The following is a 22,488-nucleotide window of genomic DNA, read 5'->3' as shown; positions in this document are numbered from 1 at the left end:
TTCTTGTTGAGATTAAAAATTATAAACTACTTCTAGTTTATAATCTTTAAGAGATTTTTCTGCTTTTTCTAGGTCTTCTGTAAAGCCTAAAATATATCCACCGCCGCCAGAGCCACATAATTTTAAATAATAGTCGCCTGTATCCAGTCCTTTTTTCCAAAGGTCATGAAATTGGGTAGGTATCATGGGTTTAAAGTTGTCTAGAACTACTTTAGAAAGATGTTTTACATTACCAAACAGTCCTTTAACATCACCGCTTAAGAAATCTTCTACGCACATGTCTGTATATTTTACAAACTTGTCCTTTAACATCTTACGAAAACCTTCTTGTTTCATGTTTTCCATGAAAATGTTTACCATAGGAGCAGTTTCACCTACAATACCACTATCAATTAAGAAAACAGCACCGTTACCCGACTGTTTTTGTGATGGAATTCCCGCAGGTTCAATATCTTCTTTACTATTAATTAGTATTGGTAAACTTAAATAAGAATTTAATGGATCTAGACCAGAGCTTTTACCGTGAAAAAAGCTTTCCATTCTACCAAAAATACTCTTGAGTTCCAGTAATTTTTCTCTTGTAAGATTCTCGAGAACGGTAATTTTTTCCAAAGCATATTTATCGTAAATAGCTGCGACAAGAGCACCACTACTTCCTACACCATATCCTTGTGGGATGCTACTATCAAAGTACATTCCAGCCTCTATATCTTTTTTGAGACTCGTGATATCAAAATTTGGAAAATCCGATCCTTTGCTCAATTCTTCTAGATGATTGGCAAAACGGCTTAAGTTCTTATTAGATTGTTGATTTTTTTCAGAAAGGTCATCACTTATTTTAAGTGCACCTTTATAAAAGTTGTAAGGGATTGAAAGACCTTTTGAGTCTTTGATGATCCCGTACTCTCCAAAGAGTAAAATCTTAGAATAAAAAAGTGGTCCTTTCATAAAAATTAAGCTAGCAGTTTTGATGCTCCACTACCTATTTGATCACAAATATACTGAGAGTTTTGACAATACACAGCTAATTTCTCGTTAATCCATTCATATACAGCAGTTCTGTGATTGTTAGGATACAGTAAATGAACGTTAGCTCCTGCATCTAGGGTAAAACACACAGGGATTTGCGTTTCTTTTCTATATTTCCAAATTTCTTCGATAATACGCAATGTATTAGGTTTCATTAATATGAAATAAGGATGAGAAGTCATCATCATTGCGTGTAAAGTGAGCGCTTCGCTTTCAGTGATTTTAATGAAGGTCTCGATATCGCCTTCCTGTAAAGCTTTTTTAAGTAGAGTAAGATTTTGCGGTGCTTGTTCAAATCTCGCTTTCGCGAAAGCGTGATTATTCATAAGCCCATGACCAACTGTAGAGCTTACCGTTTTTTGACCTTTATCGACTAATAGAATAGTGTCGTGATAATTTTGAAACGTGGGATGCAATAATTTTGTTTGATCTACACCATACAAGTTTGAGCTACCTACTGTATCATCGTGCTCACCCCAAACGACTAATTGACCTTGTAAACTGCGACAAGCGCTACCAGAACCTAACCTGGATAGGAATGACATTTTATCGTAATCTAAATCCAAACCAGTAAGTTGAGATTCAAAATCTATAATACAGGCGCTTAATGCAGCCATACTACTTGCGCTACTTGCTATTCCAGAACTGTGTGGGAATGTGTTGCGAGTATCAATATTGAAATAGTAATTCTTTATCCATGGGCTGTAAGAAGATATACGCTCAAAGAATGCTTTTATTTTGGGTGCAAAATCTGGTTTTTCAACACCTTCATATGAAATTTTAAAACCGTGCTCGCCTTTAACAGCGTTTACTGTAGTAATGGTGCGGCAGGCGTTAAGTGTAAAGCTTATAGAGGGATTTGCGGGCAATTGCATGCCATGCTTTCCCCAGTATTTAACTAGTGCAATATTACTAGGTGCTTGCCATGTAGTAGTTAACGAGGTGATTTCCTTGATCTCTTGTTGAAGTATGAATTCTGTTTCCAAGATAATTTTGTTTAAAGCAAAGATAGTCTACAAGACCTTAGTCTTCTAAATAGAGTAGGGCATTGTATATATCTTCATTAATTAAAATTAATTTTAAAAGGGTAGTGGTGCTTTTATTCATAGGTCCTATGGATCATTAAAAATGCTATAATCTCACTATTTTTAAAAATGTTGTAACATTTGTGCTGGTAAGAGGTCAAATGAATTGTATTACTTTTAATTTGTCAAAAAACGTTTATGGTATTCTTACGCTTGATTAAAGAAAGTCTGATTTTTGCGCTTAATGCTTTGCGTACTAATCTGTTGAGGGCTTTCTTGTCTTTGCTTGGAATTACCATTGGGATTTTTGCTATTATAGGTATTCTAGCAGCAGTTGATTCACTAGAGAAAGAGATTGAAAGTGGCTTAAGCGCACTAGATATTTCTACAATCTATGTATTAAGATTTTCTTTTGGTCCAACAGAATTAGAACCATATCAATTTGAAAACTGGCCCGACGTTAGTTATGATGAATTCCAAATGCTCGAGCGCAGTCTGCCAGATCTAGACGCCATTACCTACACGATGTTTATGTCACCTGAAAACATCAAGTTTGAGGATAAAACAGCAACTGGTGTGAATATCATTCCAGGTACAGAATCCTTTTTTGACTTAGAAAAACTTAAACTTTCAGAAGGACGATTTTTTAATGGTAGTGAATCCAACAGCGGTTCTCCAGTAGTAGTAATTGGTGCTGAAGTTGCCAATAGCTTATTTGGCAAAGCTAATCCTATAGGGAGAAGAGTACGACTGTATGGAAATAAATTTACTGTTATAGGCGTACTTGAAAAGGAAGGAGCAGGAGCTAGCATAGGACCTTCCAAAGATGGTAGTGCTTATTTACCTGTGAACTTTGTAAGAAGAATTTACGGTGATAACGATAGGACCAAAACAAGTGCCTTTATCTTGAAACCTAAAAAAGGAGCAGATCAGGATGAATTTATCGCTATGCTAGAACAAAAACTAAGAAACTACCGAGGAATCAAACCCGATGAGTTAAGCACTTTTTTTATTAATCCACTTAAAGGATTTGCCGACTTTATAGGCACGGTTACAAGTACACTTACTTTTATAGGTGTGATTATATCTGGATTTTCAATGCTAGTAGGTGGTTTTGGAATTGCAAATATCATGTTTGTGAGTGTTAAAGAGCGCACCAATTTAATTGGAATACAGAAGTCATTAGGAGCAAAAAGCTTTTTTATTTTGTTTCAATTTTTATTTGAATCTATTATTCTAGCCTTATTAGGCGGAGCTTTTGGTTTGTTATTCGTGTGGTTAGGAACTTTGATTGCAAGTAGTTTGACTGACGAATTTACCTTTATTCTAAGCTTGAACAACATTTTGATAGGATGTAGTGTGAGTGCGTTTGTAGGTTTAATAGCAGGCATTATACCGGCCTTTTCTGCTGCACGTTTAGATCCTGTGGAGGCAATTAGATCTGGGATGTAATTCCCTTTATACTTTATCTTACTTTTGTTCTAATGAAAGTTTCTCAAATTGAACATAGTTTGCAGTTCTATGCAAATGGTAAATTTCTCATTACTGGGGAATATGTGGTGTTAGACGGAGTGCGTGGACTAGCAGTGCCCTTAAATTTAGGGCAACGTATTCAAATTACACCACGTACAGATCAAGCTATAATTTGGAAAAGTTTCAATGCCGATGGTGGTATTTGGTTTCACTGGCAAACTACGGTCAATTCATGGAGTGAATCTTCAAGTGACTCAGTAACTCAAAAGCTTATAGATATACTTAAGCATGCCCAAGAGTTAGCTGGCAGCTTTATTTTGGATAAAGGTTGTGAAATAACAATGCATCTAGATTTTGATAGACAGTTTGGAATGGGTTCTAGCAGTACTTTGATTTCATTAATTGCTCAATGGTTTCAAGTTGATCCATACACATTACAATTTCAGTCTTTTGGAGGCAGTGGTTATGATATTGCGTGCGCTACCTCAAACGGTCCCATTGTATATAGATATCATCCTGAGCAACCTTGTTATAAATCAATAGATTTTGATCCTAATTTTAAAGATGACTTATTTTTTGTCTACCTGAATCAAAAACAGGATAGCAGACAAAGTATCGCGAGATTTGATAAAGATTTGCTTTCAGAAAACGTTAGAATACGTTTAAATCAAATACCAGACTTGTTAGTTTCATGCAAGGATTTAATTGAGTTTGAAAATATACTTCATGAGCATGAACAGCTTATCTCAAGACTTATTGGTCTAGAACCGGTTCAAAAGGTATTGTTTAATGATTATACCGGTGTTGTAAAATCATTAGGTGGTTGGGGTGGAGACTTTGTTCTTGCAACCGGTGATGAAGTAAAACAAGAATATTTTAATAAGAAAGGATACGACGTTATTTACAAGTGGAAGGATATTGTATTATAAGAACTAGTATCAAGTAACAAAAAAAACGCCTCGATAAAATCGAGGCGTTTTTTGAATAAGGGTAAAAAGTCTAATAGAAATTCTTTCTATTGTCAACTATGTTTACATTTTTCTTAAGTGCTTCAACTAATTTTGAGCTAGCTTGATTAGCATTTGTATCAGCTAATAATTTGGCCTGTGATGTGAAGTTTTCTAATTCTGGAGCTTCTGAAATACCAGTAAGGTTAATTACATATACTCCTTTTTCACCTGCTATAGGTGATGAAGTAGTACCTTTTGAAAGACCAAACGCTGTACCTACAACAACTGGTTCCTGACCAGCTCCTGGGATAGTAGGATTTTTACGATTGATTGAGGCTGCACTACGTACTGATTGACCTTGAGCCTTAGCAATAGCATTAATATCGTTGTTTGATATTTTAGCCATTATCATTTCTGCTTTCTTCTTATTACGTAGTATAGGAGTAACCGTAGCGCTTGCTTCTTCACTAGACATGTTTCCTGCTTCACTTGCACGCGTTACTTTAACAATTACAACTCCTTGTGGAGTGTCAAATTTCTCCATATCTCCAACCTCTGTTTCTTGATTGAATGCCCAACGAACAACTTCACGATTCTTTTGAATCAATGGTAACGTTTCATCCATAGGCTTGATACTGGTTACTGGAGTAGTAGTCTTTTTAAATTCTTTTGCAGTTTCAGTAAAGTCACCAGATACTGCTGCTTGTTGAAACTTAATAGCTTCTTTTCTCATTGCTTTTGTAGTAGCTTTAGAAGGCTTAACAGCTTTTGAGATACTAGCAATTTTATAAAGATCTACAGGTGCTGCTGTATCGTCAATACGGATGATGTGGTATCCAAAACTAGACTCTGCTATTCCAATAGTTCCTTTGTCATTGTCATAAAGGAAATTTCTGAAACCTTCTGCAAAGTTTCTTGCGTTACCTGAGTAGGTTACCCATCCTATATCCTCAGCTTTAGCGATATTTGTATTTTCTTCAAAATATTCAAATTTTGAATCAAAACGTCCTTTGTTTTGACCTATTAAGTTAAAGATACTGTCAGCAACAGCTTTTGCTTCTTCTTTGGATCTTGTGATATTTGCAGCAGCTCTTTGAGCACCTTGATAAGCAACTAGTATGTGACGGTTTTGCACGCTATCCATTACAGATTTTTTGTCTTCTAATAGAGAAACCTTCATCATATCACGATCTTCATAAGGACCAAAAGTAGTGCCTAATTCTTGTGATATAATTGGTTTTACAGCAGTAGGTAAACGGCTTTCTAGCAGGTAGTCGCTAGAATAACTTTGTTCACTATACTGATTAACGTATTGTTGTACATCCTTTGCATTGTTGAATGCAGGGATTTTAGTAAAACTGTCGTTAGAACTATTGTAAACTGAGTCTGCTCTTAAACGTTTAGCTAAATCATTTTTTATAGCTTCCTTATCGCTATCGCTTGCTACATCAGCAAACAAGACCATTTGAAGATCTCTTTGTGCTTCTGTTTGAAACTCTTTAGAGTGAGATGCTATGTATGATTCAATCTCAGATTTTGAAACTTCTACTGTGCTATCTGCGATAGTTGTGTATGGAATTTGGACATAGTTAAAACTACGCTGTTCATTTTCCATTAAATAATCCATTCTAGCCTCTGCATTTGTACCTACAAATCCTGACTTAAGTAATTCAAAGAATTTCTCTTGCCTTAAATTTGATCGTACATCGTTTAAGTAGTTTTTCCAAGTTTGTGGATCATTTTGTAAAAAGCTTTCTTCATAAGTTTTGAAAGCTCCTTCGTTGAATGTTCCATCAGCGTTTTGAAACTGTGGATTGCTTTCATAGAAAGAACGCACTTGATCTCTTACTTGTGCATCGGTTACCTGAATACCAGCTGCTTCCATTTGTTCTGATAGTACGGCATTGCGCACTTCAGAATTCCACACGCTATTGACAGCTTGTACAGTAGATCCACTAGGTCCCATATTACGAGATATGTTTTCTACTTTTTGTGCAAAATCTGTTTGATTGATTTCAACATCGCCCACATATCCGATTGATGTTTCTTGTTTTTGATCACTTGAAGTAAGTGCTCCTTGCACGATAAAGGCAAATAATGCCAGTGCTATTACTAATATTAAGATCACGCCACGGCTTCTGATCTGTTGTAATATCGCCATTGTTCTTTAACTTTTTGTAATGAGGGCGAAAATAAGGTTTTCCCTGAAATTATGAAATAGAAAACGTATGCTATCTCAGTCGTTTTTAATACAAACTATTAAAGTATTGTTTTATGGTGAGGTTGTTAGGTGCGCTTTCGCGAAAGCGTAATTACTAAAATAAAGTTTTTTAACTAAAATGTTAGCAGTAGTTGACTAGTTTTTCTGCTATTCTGAATCGCCTACTTCTAGATGAACCAAATCAATTTTATTATCTGATTTTTCCAAAATGGTAAAAGTGAAATGATCTATGGTTACATGATCTCCTTCTTCCGGTATTCCTTCTGTGGTGTTAACTATAAGTCCACCAATAGTCTCGTACTGCTCACTTTCTGGTAAATCTAATTTGTAGTTTTCATTAACTTGATCTACCTCTAATCTAGCACTTAGTTTAAAGGAGTTTTCGGTAAGTTGTGTGTCTATTAATGAATCGGTATCGTGCTCGTCTTCAATTTCACCAAATAGTTCTTCTACAATATCTTCTACTGTTATCAATCCACTTGTTCCACCATACTCATCTATAACGATCGCAATACTTTTATGTCTTTTAATCAACGTGTTGAGTACGTCCTTTGCCAGCATAGTTTCTGGGACGTTGACAACTTTACGTAACACTTGGTCAATGGAATCTGGTGATTTAAAGAGGTCAAAGCTGTGAACGTATCCTGTGATATTATCAATAGTGTCCTCGTGGATTAATACTTTAGAAAGTCCGGTAGAAACAAATTTTTTGTTGAGTTCTTTGATACTGGTGTCCTTGTGGACGGCAATCATTTCGGTACGAGGTACCATAACTTCACGGGCCTTTAGATCTCCAAAATCTAATGCGTTTTGAAATATCTGTATTTCAGAATCTACTTCTTCTTGTTCTTGAGCGCTTTCCATTTGCTCAGTAATGTAATTCCCTAGCTCAATTTTTGAGAAGGAAAGTTGTAATTGATCGCCATTTGACTTAAAAAAGGTTTTTAAAAAAAAGTCTGAAATTTGTATGCAAAACCATGAAATAGGCCAGAAAATCAAATAAAACAAATAGGCTGGTACACAAAAGAATTTGAGTAGCTCGTTGCTGTAAATTTGAAAAAATACTTTGGGTAAAAATTCAGCTGTTAATAGGATTACTATAGTCGATATCACAGTTTGTAGCAACAAACCTTGAAACCCTGTTGATAGAGCAGGATACCATTGAGCAATTTGATCAAGAATTAAATCACCAGTTAGCATACTATATACTACTAGGGCAATGCTATTGCCTATAAGCATAGTGATTATAAACTTAGAAGGCTGTGCGGTTAGATTGCGTAATACTCGTCCTAAAAAATCCTCTTGACGTTTTTCAAGTTCAATATGGATTTTGTTGGACGATACATAAGCGATCTCCATTCCAGAGAAAAAAGCACTGAGAAGGAGCATGCTTACTATGAGCACTATAGAGCTGATCATATTTACTTATTGCGATCGTCAAATCTACGAATAAATCGCCTGCGGAAGAAAAACATAAATAGGGCTACCGCTGCCATAAAAAGCATGAGGTAGGCACGGCTGCGTTCTACATTCCATTCTGTAATTGCTGTTATTAAACAAACGATAGCAAAGATTAAATAGATGTAAACGGAATATTTAAGTAGTTTTTTCATAATTATTGATTTGATATGAACGTGTCGTTAGGATTACGTGCATTTACTTTTTTAAGATCTTCACTAGCATCTAGCATGGTCGCCGATGTGTTCCCTAAATTAGACGCATCACTGTTTTTTACTAGTCTTGTTTCCCAAGGCTCGTGAGTAAAAACCCATTTATTTTTTTGATCCCAGTATAACTGGTCACCATTAAAGGTATTACCGTCATGAGTGATTATCGTGACATCGCCTTGCATATCAATCATATCAGTTATGTCGTAAAGATAGGCCTTGTTTGCGGTTATGGTAGTAACCTGTTGCTGGTTGTTAGTATACTCATACACTTTAACCTCTACACCATTTGGGAATTCTGTAAAGGGAAAGGCGTCATTTGAATAATCATAGGCAACGGGACCAGCAATGCTCAATTTTAATCGAGTACTGTCTGTATGTTTAATGACCATGTTTGTTACCTCACCTATAGGCGAGTTGGTGCTAGTTTCCATTTTACGCACCTGTTTGAGATTATCCTCACAAGAAACCAAAAAAGCAATCACGACAATTGTCGTGATTGCTTTAAAATATATGTTTCGTTTTATACTCATTAAGGAGTAGGTACGGTTACTGATTCACCTACCCAACAGCTGAAGGTGATTCTCTTACCTGCCATACCAGCTAAGAATATATCTTGATTGCTAGGAGCAACACCGTTGTAACTAGCTGCTGCTTTGGCAGCAGTAGATCTTAAAGTAGGGTCTACACTAGCTGCTTTGTTTGCATATCTTGCTGCAATCCAGTTAACAGCTCTTTTTTCAAAAGGAGTGTTACCACAGCTGTTTGTACTTTGCGCTACCATACCTGCGATTCTTAAGAATGGTAATCCAAATGATGGTTTTGCTTGATTAGCAAGAATATATTCTCTTTTTGCTTTACCAAAAGAACCTTGCTTTCTTAAAAGTTCAGCTTTTTTGTAGTGAATATTTGCTACATATTTCTGGTCGATCCCTAGTGAAAGAGCTTCATCCCAGTACTTCAGTTTTTCAGCATTAGTTTTTGCGATGTTACCTAAACCATATGCAGTCATTGCACTAGGTTGTAACTCGTGTAAAGCTTTTACAGAATTTACATATAAATCACTTTCTGTACAATCTTTCTTTTGTAACCTTCCAAGTACATTCTTTAACCAAGACATGTTTGATTTGTTTGCATCAAAATCTTTTGAGTAAAGTGGGATTAAGTTATCACAGTCTGCAAGACTTCCAATAGTACCATTTACACTTTTCATTACGATACCATAGTTTTTCAAGTTTTTTTCTTGATTTTCTATGTTTTTCTTTTCGTCCTCTGTAATTGTTCCTTCTGCTTCCTTGTCTAATAGTTCAGATACTATCTTACTTCTCTCATTAGAAACATTGTCTAAATGTTCTGTTAGTGCATCGTAAACATTAAAAAGGTCTTCAAGGTTAAGAGCGTTTGCCTTATATTCCTTTTCAGCAAGTTTGAAATAGGTTATCAATCCATTAGGATCTGTAAAGTCTTCCTTTCCACTTGTAAAGGTTTCATTTAAATAGTTAAATTGATCAGACTGAGTACCTTGTTTGTACTTGTACATTACTCGACCTAGTTCAACTTTTTTCTTAGTAACGTTAATTTTATCGGCATACTTGTTAATTTGAGTTTCAAGCATGTTCATTAAACCTTTAACGTTCTCGTTTTGATCACCTATTTTTTTCTTCAATCTGTGCTCGTATATTCTTTCACCGTATTGATAAATAGCAGGGCTGGCATCTGGACAGTTCTGTACTAGCTGACCTAATTGCTTGTATGCTTCATCATAATTTTTTGCTTTAGCGTTTTCGGCATAGATGCTAAGCATCGTGTTGCAGTCTCCTGATTGCGCTTTCGCGAAAGCGAATCCCAAAACAACTAAGCTGAATAAAATGGTGTTTTTAAGTTTCATAATTTTTATTGTTCTAATCTTAATTGTACTTTCTTTTAATAAACCAACGATCGTTTAACGATAAACTAATTGATAAGCTGGCAAATGTTTCTTTTATAAGACCGGCATTTTCTGTTCCTCTCTGTCCTAATTCAAGTCCAATATTTGCATTTGAAAAAGAGCGATTGCCTCCTATAGGTAAACCCATTCCAAAAGATATGCCAAACTCGTTGATGTCCTCATTATTAAGAACAAGACCTGTTTCTTCAAAACGAGCTCCAAATCTATAAGTAACACGTTGCCAGTAACTTGTTAAACTATTGAAGTTTGGTATGTAATAACCACCTGCTCTTAAGGAGATGGCATCTTTGAATGAACTGTTATTTGGGCTGAAGCTGCGATTAGATAAGCTGCTCTCACCTCGCATAGAAAACTCTCCACCAATCATCCAACTGCGTAATTTCCCATAATTCAATCCTACAGTTAATTCAGAAGGAAGTGTAAGGTCTTCCTCATTTTCCTGTGGATCACGAGCGTTAAATAAACTTTCTCCTGTTCCTGGGGTAAATGAAAAATTAGCAAGCACCGACGTGCTTTTTGCTACTAATTTGCTCTCTGGACTGTAAACAATGCTTGCCTGTAGGCTGTGTTCATCGCCAATGTTTTTTTCATAGTGTATGGCTAGATTGTAGCTTAATCCACTAAAGTCAGTTTCGTTTGTCTCATTAGAGCCAAACTGGACTTGATTTGTAAGTACACTTGAGCTGTTTGTTTCTTGACCAAAATTATACCTTAACTCTGCACCAATACTTAAATTCTTTGTAAGCTCATGTCCAACTCCAAAGTAAGCTCTGGTAATACTTCCTTCACCTGTGAAGTTGTAATACTCCGTATCAGTTAGGTCTCCGATGGTATATCCAACGGATTTAAAAGGAACTAATCCAAATCCTATTCCTGTTTTTGCATTGTTGCCTAGAGGTATACTTACATTTAAGTATTCTAAAGAAGTAGAATCATAAGTGTCATTTTCACTTTCTGTTGATGCCCACGTCTCGGTGTGTAATAAACCTACGCCATAGTTAATTAGTTTTATTTTACCATAGGTGGCTGGGTTGTTCAAGGTAGTATGAATACTGTCCAAGTGAGTGCGTAGTCCACCCATGCTTCGGTTTTCAATTGTTCCTTTAAAGGTTTGTTGGCCTAATCCAAAAAATGAATATGGCGATGAAGTACGAGATTGACCTAGCGCACAATTGATGCTTAATACTGTAATCACGAAGATGATACTTCTAATCATAAGTGTTGTTATAGATGTATAATTGATAAATGCCTTTGAGCATTAAATCAGGCTGGGCAAAGAAACGGCTTTTTAGTTGTTTCTCCAACAACCTAGCATCGCCACCTGTTAGGAAAACTTGTAAATTTTCATCCATTTCTTGGTATTGATTTATAACTCCATCTAACTCTCTTGAAACTCCATTTACTACACCGCTATGAATGCTGTTTTCTGTTGAATTTCCCACGAAGTGTTCTGGCACCTTTTGCAGTAATAACGGGAGTTTTGCAGTATAATTATGTAGTGATTGGTATCTTAGTCTAACACCTGGACTTATGGCGCCTCCTAAGTATTGTCTTTTGATATTGACATAGTCATATGTGATACAGGTTCCTAGGTCAATTATTAGTGCTGTTTGATCTTTGTTAATTAAGGTTAAAGCTCCAGTTACTAGTGCGATTCTGTCATTACCAAGTGTAGAACTTTGGTAATTATTTTCAAAGGGTAGCTTAATCTTATTGTTAATTTCAAAAACTTTAAAGGCTTGTTTTAGTTTATTAACGATGATGTTGTCTTTAAAACCGACGTTACAAAATGCAATTTCTTTTAAATCACTGTATAATTCAGATAGTTGCATGAAATCATGAAGGAATTCTTCATGACTTGATCTATGGATATGGATAAAGCTGCCATCTTTTATTACAGCTGTTTTAATAGAGGTGTTACCTGCATCTACTATAAACATAGAAGAGATTATGGTTTAAAAACTGACGCAAATATAAGAGAAGCAGGAGCTTAGTAATTGTTATATAACTGTTATTAATTAAGTAAATAAACGAGTTATAAGAAATGTAAGAAAACGATTATTATTTAAATCAATCCAAAGATTATTAAAACAAAAAATCCCGAGTAAACTCGGGATTTAAGTGGTACCTCCAGGAATCGAACCAGGGACACAAGGATTTTCAGTCCTTTGCTCTACCAACTGAGCTAAGGTACCATGCTGTATAGCGGGTGCAAATTTAATTAATTAATTCAATGTGCAAAGTGTTTTTTAATTTTTTTTGAATAAATCTTCAATTAATCTTTCGAGAGCCATTCCTCTCGATCCTTTAATTAAAATAGTCGATTGATTGGTTTCAATTAAATGAGCACTTTGTATGAATCCATCATAATCTGTAAAGGTGTGAATATTTTCAATGTTTACTTTAGAGAAATTAGACCCTATTAAAATAACCTCGTCGATAGCACTGTCCGCTGCGTATTGAGCAATTTTATTGTGTTCTACTTCTGAGTATTTTCCTAATTCAAACATGTCTCCCAAAATGGCAATTCGTCTATCAGCCTTTTGATTAATTAAGTTGTCTATGGCTACCATCATGCTAGAGGGATTTGCGTTGTAGGCATCAAGTATAATTTTGGTATTGTCAATCTTAATTACTTGAGACCGGTTATTGGATGGTTGGTATGATTCTATTCCTCTAACAATCTTTTCTGGTGAAACTCCTAACTCTTTTCCTATCGTGTAGGCAAATACCGCGTTCTTATAATTGTAAGTTCCTGTGAGTTGGCTTTTTATAAGTTGATTATCTATGGTAAATTGAATGAAAGGTTCTGTTTTATACAAGCTTGTGTTTTCTGGTGTTAATATCGAGTTTATACCTGTGCTTCGGCTTATTTGTTCTGGATCCCATCGACCAATTATTGCTGTTTTACTTTCACTTCTTAAGTAATCGTATAGTTCTGATTTACCCTTTTTAACACCTTCGATGCCGCCAAATCCTTCTAAATGTGCTTTGCCGTAATTAGTGATTAACCCATAATCTGGTTGTGCAATATCACATAAAAACGAAATTTCCTTTTGATGATTTGCACCCATTTCTACCACTCCTGCTTGTAGGTTGTTAGAAAAGCTCAACAAAGTAAGTGGTACTCCTATGTGATTGTTTAGATTTTCTTCTGTTCCTTTTACTTTGAATTCTTGCTTTAAAACTGATAAAATAAGTTCCTTAGTGGTTGTTTTACCATTACTTCCTGTTAAGCCGATAATAGGAAATTTAAGCTGCTGTCGATGATGTCTTGCTAAATCTTGCAGCGTTTTTAGAACGTCATCAACTACTGTAAAAGAGGAACCATCGATGGCTTTATCGCTTACTATGGCGTGTTTGGCTCCTAATTCTATTGCTTTAGTTGCATAGGTGTTTCCATCAAAATTTTCTCCAGACAATGCAAAGAACAAATTTCCTTCTTCAATTGTTCTAGTGTCTGTACTTATTCCTGTGCTTTCTAGGAATATTTTATAGAGTTCTTCAATCATAATGTAAATATAGAAACAAAAAAAGACCGCTTAAAAAGCGGTCTTTAAAGATTTATGTAAAGTGCTATTTAGTTTCTAGCTCTCTTAGTCTTTTTAGCTTTAGAACCAACACGTGACATAGCACAACGGAATCCGATGTCGTCACTAGCCATATCTTGTGGATAGAATCTTCTTGTTGCTGGATCTAGCCAGTAAGCTCTATCTCTCCAAGATCCACCTTTGTAAACTCGTACTTGATTGTTAATCAAGGTAGTTCTACTGTTTGAAGAATCATATTGGCGATCTAGTTTTCCAATTGAATCAGCCTCTACAGAGTGCTGTGGTGAGTTGTACATTCGCTTATTCGCATCTCTCAAGGCATCTTTACTATCAAAGTATTTAGTAGATTGAGCGTCTCCATCACGGAAATCACGATTGTCACTACGATCAAAATTAGTTCTTAAATAAGTTTCATTTTCATCAACTGGTTGTTGCTGTATTTGACCAGGAAGTGCTCTTGCAATCGTCTTTCCATTGCTCAATGTGTCATAAGGAATAGAGTCAGTTGATACAACAGCAATCATTCCGTCTGGTCCAATTTTGTTTTTCGTGTATTGGTTACCTCTGTAGTAGTTGAAATCGTTAAATTCATCATCAACTATAGGACGATAAACGTCTGCAACCCATTCCGACACATTACCTGCCATTTCATACACTCCAAAGTCATTAGGGCTGTAAAATTTAACCGGTGCTGTAATGTCTGCTCCGTCATCACTCCATCCAGCAACTCCACCGTAATCTCCGTCGCCTTGTTTAAAGTTAGCTAAATGATCACCACGCGTTGTGCGTTTTCCACTACGTGTATATTGACCATCCCAAGGATATTTTTTTCTACCACGAATAGCATTGTATTCTCTGTTTCCTACGTTAGCTAGAGCGGCGTATTCCCATTCTGCTTCTGTAGGTAGACGATATGCTGGTAAAATGATTCCATCTTTTCTTGTTACATATAAACCACTAGCTTCTCCAGTTCCATCACCAGCTTTAGCAGCCTTTGCTGTTTTCTTTTTTTCTAATGATTGAGAGCGCTTACCACCTCTTAATTTTTCATCATCTCCTCCATAAGTTAGAGTAGGTGCGTTTAAGTAGGTTTCAGTATTGAAAGTAGACCCAGCTTCTTGATTAGCCAAGGCATCTTTTGCGGTGTGGCCTTCTTGATTTAATATTAATTCATTAACACGATCGGTTCTCCAGTCAGCATATTCTACTGCTTGTACCCATGATACTCCAACTACAGGATAGTTTTGGTATGCTGGATGGCGCAGGTAGTTTTTAGTCATTTCTTCGTTGTACCCTAAACGATTTCTCCATACTAATGTGTCTGGCACAACACCGTCATATATTTTACGGTATTCCTCATCCTCTGGTGGGAATACAGTTTTAACCCAATCAAGCATCTCAAGATACATACCATTGGTAACTTCAGTCTCATCAATGTAGAAGGATTGAACATGTTGTTGATTTGGTGTGTTGTTCCAGTCGTGCATTGGATCATCTTTCACACGTCCCATGGTAAAGGTTCCTCCTTCAATAAAGACTAAACCAGGTCCAGTTGCCTGCTCCTTGTATTTAGTATTAAGTTCAAAACCACCGTTTTTACCTGTAACGTCCCAGCCTGTTCCTCTGGATGTTGTAGTGTATTCATTACCGCCACCACCACAGCTTACTAATAGGGCTGCTATTACTGCTGTGAACAACGCTTTAACCGCAAAATACTTTCTCATTTTTTAAGAATACTTTTTGAAAATAGTCCCGCAATATAACAACTTCATATTAATTCAAAAGGAATTATTGAAATAAATCGCGTTACTTTTGTCGTTAAAGCCTAAATAACGTCGTCCAGTTGTTTTTATTTTATGGATATCTTAAAAATTGTTGGTCAAAGTAAATAATATGTAACTCGCATTATCGTTAAAATTCGGATGAAGCACTTTTCTTTAATTTTACTAATTCTAAGTTTTTTTGTGCCCAAAGCTCAAAATATCGATGAACAACTAACTTGGATTGATAATTATACTTATTCTATTAATGGCGAGGATATTGTCATGCCATATTGTGGAGATAACTGCTCTTTAATTGAAACCGGGTTAGTGTTTCACAAAAATTATATAGATATCCCGCTTGCTCAACCAGGATCAGCACAGGTGGTTTCTGTACAAAAAACGGTCATTCCCGATTCTAATGTTGGTTTTTTAAGGACGTTGACGCTTCCTTCTCAATTTGAAGTTTTTTTAGAAACTTCGCTTTCGCGAAAGCGTAATTATACCACACTAAAAGTTCCAGTAATTTTAAAGGAAGGTTCAAATTATTACAAAGTAACAGGTTTTCAAATTTCCTATAGAGAAAGAACGGCTGCTTTATTGCCTAAAAATACTACCTATGGTAATTCCTTATTAGCATCTGGGGAATGGTTTAAGTTTCAGGTTAATAATACAGGTGTTCACAGAATTACTAGAGGTTTTTTATCTAGTTTGGGTATGGATGTTAATAGTATAGATCCATCTAGATTAAAAATTTACGGTCAGGGCGGAAGGTCATTGCCACTAGCTAACAATGAAAATTTATATTACGATCCTGCGGAGATTCCTATAAGAGTAATTGGTGAATCTGATGGAAGTTTTGATTCGGGTGATGAAATTTTATTTTATGCTACAGCGAGTGATACCGAATATGTTGAGGAAAATGATAGTTTTATCAATCCATACTCCGACGAGTCTATTTATTACATCACAGCTCAAGGTAATCCTGGAAAAAGGATTTTAAGTGCTATACAGCCTACCGGGAATGTTACTGTAACTTATACAGATTATGATAAGATTTATCACCATGAAGTGGATGAACGCAATATCGCAGCTTTAGGTAGGACATGGTATGGTGAGAGATTTTCATTTGAACCAGATCAAAGCTTCGAATTTGACCTGGATAATGTAAATACGGCTAGAGATGCCAGGGTTGTTGTCAAAACAGCATCTATATCTGATACTCCTGTTTCGTTTGAGATTTCTTATAACAATTCTGTAATTGGGACGAGTAATTTAACGGGCTTAGTTATTGGTGGTCAGCGGTCAAATATTTTTGCTGGAAGAACCGCTACTTTTAATTCAAATTTTAATCCGACGAGTGGAACAGCTACTATAGATTTATCTTTTGATAATGGTGGCAATCCAGGAGCTCGTGGGTTTTTAAATTATATAAGGTTAAATGTACCTACTTTATTGCAAGGTACTGGTGAACAGTTCGTTTTTCAAAACACTGACGCTTCAACCAACACCGGTATTGGAGAATATCAGATATCCAATGCGGCTAGTATAAACGAAATCTGGGATATTACAGATCCATTTAACACCACTAGAATTGTCAATTCAAATAATCAATCAACTTTTTCTTTTAAATCTTCATTAGGATCACCACGTCAATTTGTTGCTGTTGAGGATGGGGATTATTTCCCGGTTATTAGAATGAATGAGTCTAGAGTACAAAATAGTAACCTTAAAGGAACAGTTTTTTTAGACAATGCAGGTACTTTTAAAGATATAGATTACTTAATTATTACTCCGCAGTTTTTAAAATCTCAGGCAGATAGATTAGCTAACTTCCATATCCTAGAGAATAATTTAAATACCAAGGTAGTTACTCTTCAGGCGATTTATGATGAGTTTTCTAATGGAATGCAGGATATTTCTGCTATAAGAAATTTCATCAAGTATGTTTATGATAATGCATCGTCACCAGCAAATAGATTACAATTTGTAAATCTTTTTGGTGATGCGAGTTATGATTATAAGGATAGAATAAGTGTTAGAGATAATATTGTTCCCATTTATTTGAGTGAGTCCAGTGTGTCGTTAATCACCAGCTATGCGCTAGATGATTTTTTTGTTTTAATGGACGATAATGAAGGTAATGTTGGTGTAAATGGAGGATTGCCTGATATTGCTGTAGGAAGAATGATTGTAAGTGATCTTACAGAAGCACGTGAAATGGTAGATAAAGTAATTTCCTATCAACAAGAACCTGCATTTGATCCTTGGAGAAACAGGGTGACGTTAATTGCAGATGATGTTGATGAATTAGGTGATAGAGTTCTACAAGAAAGCGTTAATCAATTAGCGACTGAAATTGCCACAAATAGGCCAGACTTAAACGTTGATAAAATTTTACTCGATAGTTATATTCAGGTTAACAATGCTGGTGGTCCTAGGTATCCTGCAGCTGTATCTAATATAGAAGATGCTTTTGAAAGAGGTTCTTTGGTAGTTAATTATTTTGGGCATGGAAATGAAGATGGACTTGCTCGTGAGTTTGTTATTACTCAAAATTCTGCTAGGGATTATAGGAATCCTAATAATTTACCTTTATTCATAAGTGTGACTTGTGAGTTTACTAGATTTGATAATCCACTGCGAGAAAGTGGTGGGGAGGTGATATACCTTAACCCTAATGGTGGCGTAATCGCCTCGGTTGCGACAAATAGACTTATTTTAATTAGTGCAGGTACAAGGTTGAACGAGGTACTCGATCAATATTTGTATGATTACAATAATACGGTGCAGGTAAGCATGGCAGAGGCGTTGAGAAGAGCCAAGGTAGATCCTGCCTTTGGTAGTTTAACTGGAGCAAGAGTTGTTGCCTTTGTAGGAGATCCAGCGTTAAAACTAGCCTCTCCAAAACCTCAAGTGATTCTTACCGCAGTTAACGGTGTGCCGGTTTCTGGTCCTACTTCAACCTTACGAGCTTTAGATAGGGTTACACTAAGTGGCGAGGTTCAGGACATTGCAGGAGCTCGAATCAATAACTATAATGGTACTGTTTCTGTAACGGTATTTGATAAATTGATTGATAGGGTTACAAATGCTAATGATAATATAGAATCTTCCCCTGGAAATTTAATTATTCTCCCTTTTACGGAACAAGGAGAAGTCTTGTTTAGAGGTCAAGCGACGGTGGAAAATGGTGTTTTTGATATTGAGTTTATTTTGCCTAGAGATACTCAAATACCAGTTGGTTCTGGTAGAGTTTCCTTTTATTCAAAAAGGTCAACTATTCTAGAAGATCAAAATGGTTACTCTCTCGATGTTCAAATTGGTGGTATAAATCCAAATGCCGCAAATGACGACATGCCACCACAAATGCAATTGTATATGAATGACACAAACTTTGTCAATGGTGGTGTTACGGATTCTAATCCATTTCTCCTCGCTCTTTTAAGTGATGATAGTGGAATTAATACCAGCAGTGGGATAGGTCATGATATCACCGCAGTGTTAGATGGAGATGATGCTAATCCCTTTATCTTAAATGATTACTACGAGGCCGATGTTGATAGTTTTACAAGCGGTCAAGTGTATTTTCCTTTACGAGATATAGAGCCAGGATTGCATACACTCGAAGTTTGTGCTTGGGATGTTTATAATAATTCTGTATGTGAAGAAATTCAATTCTTAGTGTCAGAAAATGAAGGGATTGAGCTTACTAGAGTGTTAAATTACCCTAATCCCTTTACTAATTATACAGAATTTTGGTTCAATCATAATAGACCGTTTGAACCTCTGGATGTTCAAGTTCAAGTTTTAACCGTTACAGGAAAAGTAGTTTGGACCAAAAATCAAACCATTACAACATCTGGATTTACCTCACGAGAAATAACATGGGATGGACGAGATGATTTTGGTCAACGTTTAGGAAAAGGGGTGTATATTTATAAGATTACGGTAAATTCCACGTTAACTAATCAGTCTGCCAGTAAAATAGAGAAACTGGTCTTAATTTAAATAGAAGGAATAGGCTATATTTGCCTTTCACAAAAAGTATTTGATGAAAAAAATTTTTCTAGTTTTTGTTGCGTTTTATTTTGCATTACCTAGCACAACAAGCGCACAAGAGAACGATACTCGAGTAATCACAACAGCTTTACCATTTTTAAGAATTGCCGGTGATCCACGCGCAGCTGGATTAGGCGATATGGGAGTGGCAACTAGTCCAGATGCTTGGTCACAGCAATGGAATCCAGCTAAATATGCTTTCATAGAAAGAGAGCATAAACTAGGTGTTGCTTATACACCTTATTTAGGTAATTTAGTTGATGATATAGCAATAGCTCAGTTAGTATATGCTCAACGACTCAATGAATACAGCGCTTTTTCAGGAAGTCTAAGGTATTTCAGTTTAGGTTCAATTACCCTAAGACAGGATCCTAATGATCCTGGAAGAGAGGAAAATCCCAATGAATTTATTATTGATGGTACTTATGCACTTAAGCTGTCAGAACAGTTTTCTATGGCAGTAACAGGTCGCTACCTACGTTCTGATTTGAGAATACAAGGAGTAGATAATGATGCTAGTGCTGCAAATAGTTTTGGTGTTGATATTAGTGGTTATTACCAAAGTGAAGAAATAGCTTACACAGATTTTAATGGTCGCTGGCGTGGAGGATTCAATATAAGTAATATAGGTCCTAAAGTTTCCTACGATCAAGGTGGCCAAGAAAACTTCATCCCAACAAATTTAGCTTTAGGTGGTGGATTTGACTTTATCTTAAACGATGGTTTTAGTAAAGTATCCGTGATGGCCGAAGTAAATAAATTATTAGTTCCTACACCACCGATTAGAGAAGATGGTGATGCTGATGGAGATGGTATTCCTAGAGAGATTATTTCTGGACAAGATGACGATGTTTCTTTCATTACAGGTATGTTTCAGTCATTTGGTGATGCACCAGGTGGTTTTGAAGAAGAGCTTAGAGAGTTTACATGGGCAATAGGGGCAGAATATACATACAACGATGCGTTTGCATTACGTACCGGTTATTTTAACGAGGCAGATGACAAAGGAGCGCGTAAATTCTTAGCTCTAGGTGCAGGATTTAAATTCTCTGAAATAGGAATTGACCTGTCCTACTTGTTCTCGACAAGTCGCGTGCAAAGTCCACTAGAAGGAACATTAAGATTCGGTCTTACCTTCAATTTTGGAGATGAATTTGATGAGTGGTAGATGAGTAAGAAATTAAATATATCGACCTCGTTAGAGGTTTATGAAAATCTTCAGGAGCTAGCTTCTGAGGATTTTTTATTGATGGAACACGCTGTAAAAGCACGTTCTAGGGCTTATGCTCCTTATTCCGAATTTGCAGTAGGTTGTGCTATTTTATTAGAAAATAATGAAATAGTTACTGGGAACAATCAAGAAAATGCTGCTTATCCTAGTGGTTTGTGTGCAGAGCGTGTAGCCCTTTTCTATGCAGGTTCTCAATATCCCGGTGTGCCGGTTAAAAAAATGGCTTTAACAGCTGGTCCCATGTCTTCGGATTTCTTTAAACCAGTACCACCATGCGGTGCTTGTAGACAAGTAATTAGTGAATATGAGAAACGTCAAGAAAATGGAATTGAGATATATTTCATGGGTACTGGCGGTAAGGTAGTTAAGGCCAGTTCAATGGAATCGTTACTTCCTTTAAGCTTTGATAAAAATTACCTATAACGTTTGCGATGTTTTTAACGTCGTTATGGGTTTTTGGTTAGGCATTTTATCTCTATTTTTGTTTTCGCTTTTATAAAAGGTAGTAGCCTTAAATAAAGGTTGAATCTTGATTACGCTTTCGCGAAAGCGCACTAACAAAGACAACGTAAATGAAAAAAGTTACTAAAGAAGTATTACTCAACTGGTACGAGGAAATGCTTTTCTGGAGAAAGTTTGAGGACAAACTTGCACAAGTTTACATCCAACAAAAGGTACGTGGGTTTTTACACCTGTACAACGGTCAAGAAGCTATTCTTGCAGGATGTTTACACGCTATGGAATTAGGTAAGGATCGTATGATTACCGCTTACCGTAACCACGTTCAACCTATAGGATTAGGTGTAGATCCCAAAAAAGTAATGGCCGAATTGTATGGAAAGGCTACCGGAACCTCTCAAGGACTAGGTGGATCCATGCACATATTCTCACCAGAACATAATTTCTTTGGAGGTCATGGTATCGTAGGAGGACAAATCCCTCTAGGAGCTGGAATGGCTTTTGGAGATAAGTACAACAATCATGACGCAGTAACACTTACTTTTTTTGGTGATGGTGCAGCACGTCAAGGTTCTCTTCACGAGACATTTAACCTAGCGATGCTTTGGAAATTACCAGTTGTTTTTTGTGTAGAAAACAATGGTTATGCCATGGGAACCAGTGTAGAGCGCAGTGCTAATCATACTGATATCTGGAAATTAGGGTTGGGATATGAAATGCCATGTGGACCAGTGGACGCGATGAACCCAGAAAAAGTAGCTGAAGCGATGCATGAAGCTATTGAGCGAGCAAGATCTGGCGGTGGACCTACTTTCCTTGAGTTAAAAACATACCGATACCGTGGTCACTCAATGAGTGATGCTCAAAAGTACCGTACGAAAGATGAGGTAGCCGAATATCAAAAAATTGATCCTATTACGCAGGTGAAAGATCGTTTAATAGAAGAGCACGGTGTGAGTGAGGATGAAATAAAATCAATGGACAAGCGCGTGAAAGAGCGTGTTGCAGAATGTGAAAAGTTTGCCGAAGAGTCACCTTGGCCAGAAAAGAGTGTGATGTTTGATTCAGTATACGAGCAAGAAGACTATCCATTTTTACCAGCAAAATTATAA

Annotated in this window: 17 protein-coding genes and 1 tRNA gene; 6 read left to right on the top strand and 12 right to left on the bottom strand. The window is 36.3% G+C overall.

The genetic code is table 11. The features are described 5' to 3' along the window. Positions 1-12: 12 nt before the first annotated feature. Together HCN53_RS07655 and HCN53_RS07650 are read right to left on the bottom strand one after the other, a co-directional pair. Positions 13-948 (bottom strand): mevalonate kinase, encoded by a 936-nt coding sequence (locus HCN53_RS07655; protein WP_085775276.1) that lies wholly within the window; start codon positions 946-948, stop codon positions 13-15. A gap of 5 nt (positions 949-953) precedes the next feature. Further along, positions 954-2,021: a diphosphomevalonate/mevalonate 3,5-bisphosphate decarboxylase family protein gene (locus HCN53_RS07650; protein WP_373420729.1), complete on the bottom strand. Its 1,068-nt coding sequence runs from the start codon at positions 2,019-2,021 to the stop codon at positions 954-956. Positions 2,022-2,252: 231 nt separating this feature from the next. Here HCN53_RS07650 and HCN53_RS07645 point away from each other — a divergent pair, with 231 nt between their 5' ends. Next, the gene (locus tag HCN53_RS07645; RefSeq protein ID WP_042279638.1) at positions 2,253-3,506 is read left to right on the top strand and encodes an ABC transporter permease; all 1,254 of its coding nucleotides are present in this window, start codon (positions 2,253-2,255) and stop codon (positions 3,504-3,506) included. A gap of 32 nt (positions 3,507-3,538) precedes the next feature. Beyond that, entirely contained in the window at positions 3,539-4,456 is a 918-nt protein-coding gene (locus HCN53_RS07640) for a GYDIA family GHMP kinase (RefSeq protein WP_167342595.1), read from the top strand. Between the two features lie 70 nt (positions 4,457-4,526). On the opposite strand, the gene HCN53_RS07635 is transcribed toward HCN53_RS07640, so the two are convergent. The 10 genes from HCN53_RS07635 to gldJ form a co-directional block, all read right to left on the bottom strand. Further along, positions 4,527-6,638: a peptidylprolyl isomerase gene (locus HCN53_RS07635; protein WP_167342594.1), complete on the bottom strand. Its 2,112-nt coding sequence runs from the start codon at positions 6,636-6,638 to the stop codon at positions 4,527-4,529. A 207-nt stretch (positions 6,639-6,845) separates the two neighbouring features. Beyond that, positions 6,846-8,117 (bottom strand): hemolysin family protein, encoded by a 1,272-nt coding sequence (locus HCN53_RS07630; RefSeq protein WP_042279643.1) that lies wholly within the window; start codon positions 8,115-8,117, stop codon positions 6,846-6,848. A 2-nt stretch (positions 8,118-8,119) separates the two neighbouring features. Beyond that, positions 8,120-8,311, bottom strand: coding sequence for a hypothetical protein (locus tag HCN53_RS07625; RefSeq protein WP_082586934.1), 192 nt, complete (start codon positions 8,309-8,311; stop codon positions 8,120-8,122). A gap of 2 nt (positions 8,312-8,313) precedes the next feature. Beyond that, positions 8,314-8,898, bottom strand: coding sequence for an LPS export ABC transporter periplasmic protein LptC (gene lptC / locus HCN53_RS07620; protein ID WP_167342593.1), 585 nt, complete (start codon positions 8,896-8,898; stop codon positions 8,314-8,316). Further along, entirely contained in the window at positions 8,898-10,253 is a 1,356-nt protein-coding gene (locus HCN53_RS07615; protein WP_042279647.1) for a hypothetical protein, read from the bottom strand. Before HCN53_RS07615 ends, lptC begins: the two co-directional genes overlap by 1 nt. 19 nt (positions 10,254-10,272) lie before the next feature. Continuing rightward, positions 10,273-11,529: a hypothetical protein gene (locus HCN53_RS07610; RefSeq protein WP_240919332.1), complete on the bottom strand. Its 1,257-nt coding sequence runs from the start codon at positions 11,527-11,529 to the stop codon at positions 10,273-10,275. After that, positions 11,522-12,253 (bottom strand): type III pantothenate kinase, encoded by a 732-nt coding sequence (locus tag HCN53_RS07605; protein ID WP_167342592.1) that lies wholly within the window; start codon positions 12,251-12,253, stop codon positions 11,522-11,524. The genes HCN53_RS07610 and HCN53_RS07605 overlap by 8 nt, the downstream gene beginning before the upstream one ends. A 182-nt stretch (positions 12,254-12,435) precedes the next feature. Next, a tRNA-Phe gene (locus HCN53_RS07600) sits at positions 12,436-12,508 on the bottom strand. A 54-nt stretch (positions 12,509-12,562) separates the two neighbouring features. Next, on the bottom strand, positions 12,563-13,825 hold the full coding sequence (locus HCN53_RS07595) for a UDP-N-acetylmuramoyl-tripeptide--D-alanyl-D-alanine ligase (protein WP_317168752.1): 1,263 nt from the start codon (positions 13,823-13,825) through the stop codon (positions 12,563-12,565). A gap of 68 nt (positions 13,826-13,893) precedes the next feature. Continuing rightward, positions 13,894-15,588, bottom strand: coding sequence for a gliding motility lipoprotein GldJ (gldJ, locus tag HCN53_RS07590; protein WP_167342591.1), 1,695 nt, complete (start codon positions 15,586-15,588; stop codon positions 13,894-13,896). A gap of 240 nt (positions 15,589-15,828) precedes the next feature. Here gldJ and porU point away from each other — a divergent pair, with 240 nt between their 5' ends. The 4 genes from porU to pdhA all read left to right on the top strand — a co-directional run bounded on the left by porU (position 15,829) and on the right by pdhA (position 22,488). Then, the gene (porU, locus tag HCN53_RS07585; protein ID WP_206063918.1) at positions 15,829-19,635 is read left to right on the top strand and encodes a type IX secretion system sortase PorU; all 3,807 of its coding nucleotides are present in this window, start codon (positions 15,829-15,831) and stop codon (positions 19,633-19,635) included. Between the two features lie 43 nt (positions 19,636-19,678). After that, the gene (porV, locus tag HCN53_RS07580; protein ID WP_060523806.1) at positions 19,679-20,854 is read left to right on the top strand and encodes a type IX secretion system outer membrane channel protein PorV; all 1,176 of its coding nucleotides are present in this window, start codon (positions 19,679-19,681) and stop codon (positions 20,852-20,854) included. Then, entirely contained in the window at positions 20,855-21,340 is a 486-nt protein-coding gene (gene cdd, locus HCN53_RS07575; RefSeq protein WP_060523808.1) for a cytidine deaminase, read from the top strand. It abuts the gene before it with no gap. Positions 21,341-21,489: 149 nt separating this feature from the next. Further along, positions 21,490-22,488 (top strand): pyruvate dehydrogenase (acetyl-transferring) E1 component subunit alpha, encoded by a 999-nt coding sequence (gene pdhA, locus HCN53_RS07570; RefSeq protein WP_105018075.1) that lies wholly within the window; start codon positions 21,490-21,492, stop codon positions 22,486-22,488.

This window comes from Nonlabens sp. SY33080, from assembly GCF_011784885.1.
GTDB lineage: Bacteria > Bacteroidota > Bacteroidia > Flavobacteriales > Flavobacteriaceae > Nonlabens > Nonlabens tegetincola.
This window is presented reverse-complemented; position numbering and strand designations above follow the sequence as displayed.

What these genes read in the sequence shown, in the direction of transcription:
- pdhA (WP_105018075.1), top strand. Translation starts at nt 21,490, where the DNA reads ATGAAAAAAGTTACTAAAGAAGTATTACTCAACTGGTACGAGGAAATG.
- HCN53_RS07640 (WP_167342595.1), top strand. Translation starts at nt 3,539, where the DNA reads ATGAAAGTTTCTCAAATTGAACATAGTTTGCAGTTCTATGCAAATGGT.
- HCN53_RS07610 (WP_240919332.1), bottom strand. Translation starts at nt 11,529, where the DNA reads ATGATTAGAAGTATCATCTTCGTGATTACAGTATTAAGCATCAATTGT.
- HCN53_RS07635 (WP_167342594.1), bottom strand. Translation starts at nt 6,638, where the DNA reads ATGGCGATATTACAACAGATCAGAAGCCGTGGCGTGATCTTAATATTA.
- HCN53_RS07655 (WP_085775276.1), bottom strand. Translation starts at nt 948, where the DNA reads ATGAAAGGACCACTTTTTTATTCTAAGATTTTACTCTTTGGAGAGTAC.
- cdd (WP_060523808.1), top strand. Translation starts at nt 20,855, where the DNA reads ATGAGTAAGAAATTAAATATATCGACCTCGTTAGAGGTTTATGAAAAT.
- HCN53_RS07605 (WP_167342592.1), bottom strand. Translation starts at nt 12,253, where the DNA reads ATGTTTATAGTAGATGCAGGTAACACCTCTATTAAAACAGCTGTAATA.
- HCN53_RS07630 (WP_042279643.1), bottom strand. Translation starts at nt 8,117, where the DNA reads ATGATCAGCTCTATAGTGCTCATAGTAAGCATGCTCCTTCTCAGTGCT.
- HCN53_RS07615 (WP_042279647.1), bottom strand. Translation starts at nt 10,253, where the DNA reads ATGAAACTTAAAAACACCATTTTATTCAGCTTAGTTGTTTTGGGATTC.
- gldJ (WP_167342591.1), bottom strand. Translation starts at nt 15,588, where the DNA reads ATGAGAAAGTATTTTGCGGTTAAAGCGTTGTTCACAGCAGTAATAGCA.
- porV (WP_060523806.1), top strand. Translation starts at nt 19,679, where the DNA reads ATGAAAAAAATTTTTCTAGTTTTTGTTGCGTTTTATTTTGCATTACCT.
- HCN53_RS07625 (WP_082586934.1), bottom strand. Translation starts at nt 8,311, where the DNA reads ATGAAAAAACTACTTAAATATTCCGTTTACATCTATTTAATCTTTGCT.
- HCN53_RS07595 (WP_317168752.1), bottom strand. Translation starts at nt 13,825, where the DNA reads ATGATTGAAGAACTCTATAAAATATTCCTAGAAAGCACAGGAATAAGT.
- lptC (WP_167342593.1), bottom strand. Translation starts at nt 8,898, where the DNA reads ATGAGTATAAAACGAAACATATATTTTAAAGCAATCACGACAATTGTC.
- HCN53_RS07645 (WP_042279638.1), top strand. Translation starts at nt 2,253, where the DNA reads ATGGTATTCTTACGCTTGATTAAAGAAAGTCTGATTTTTGCGCTTAAT.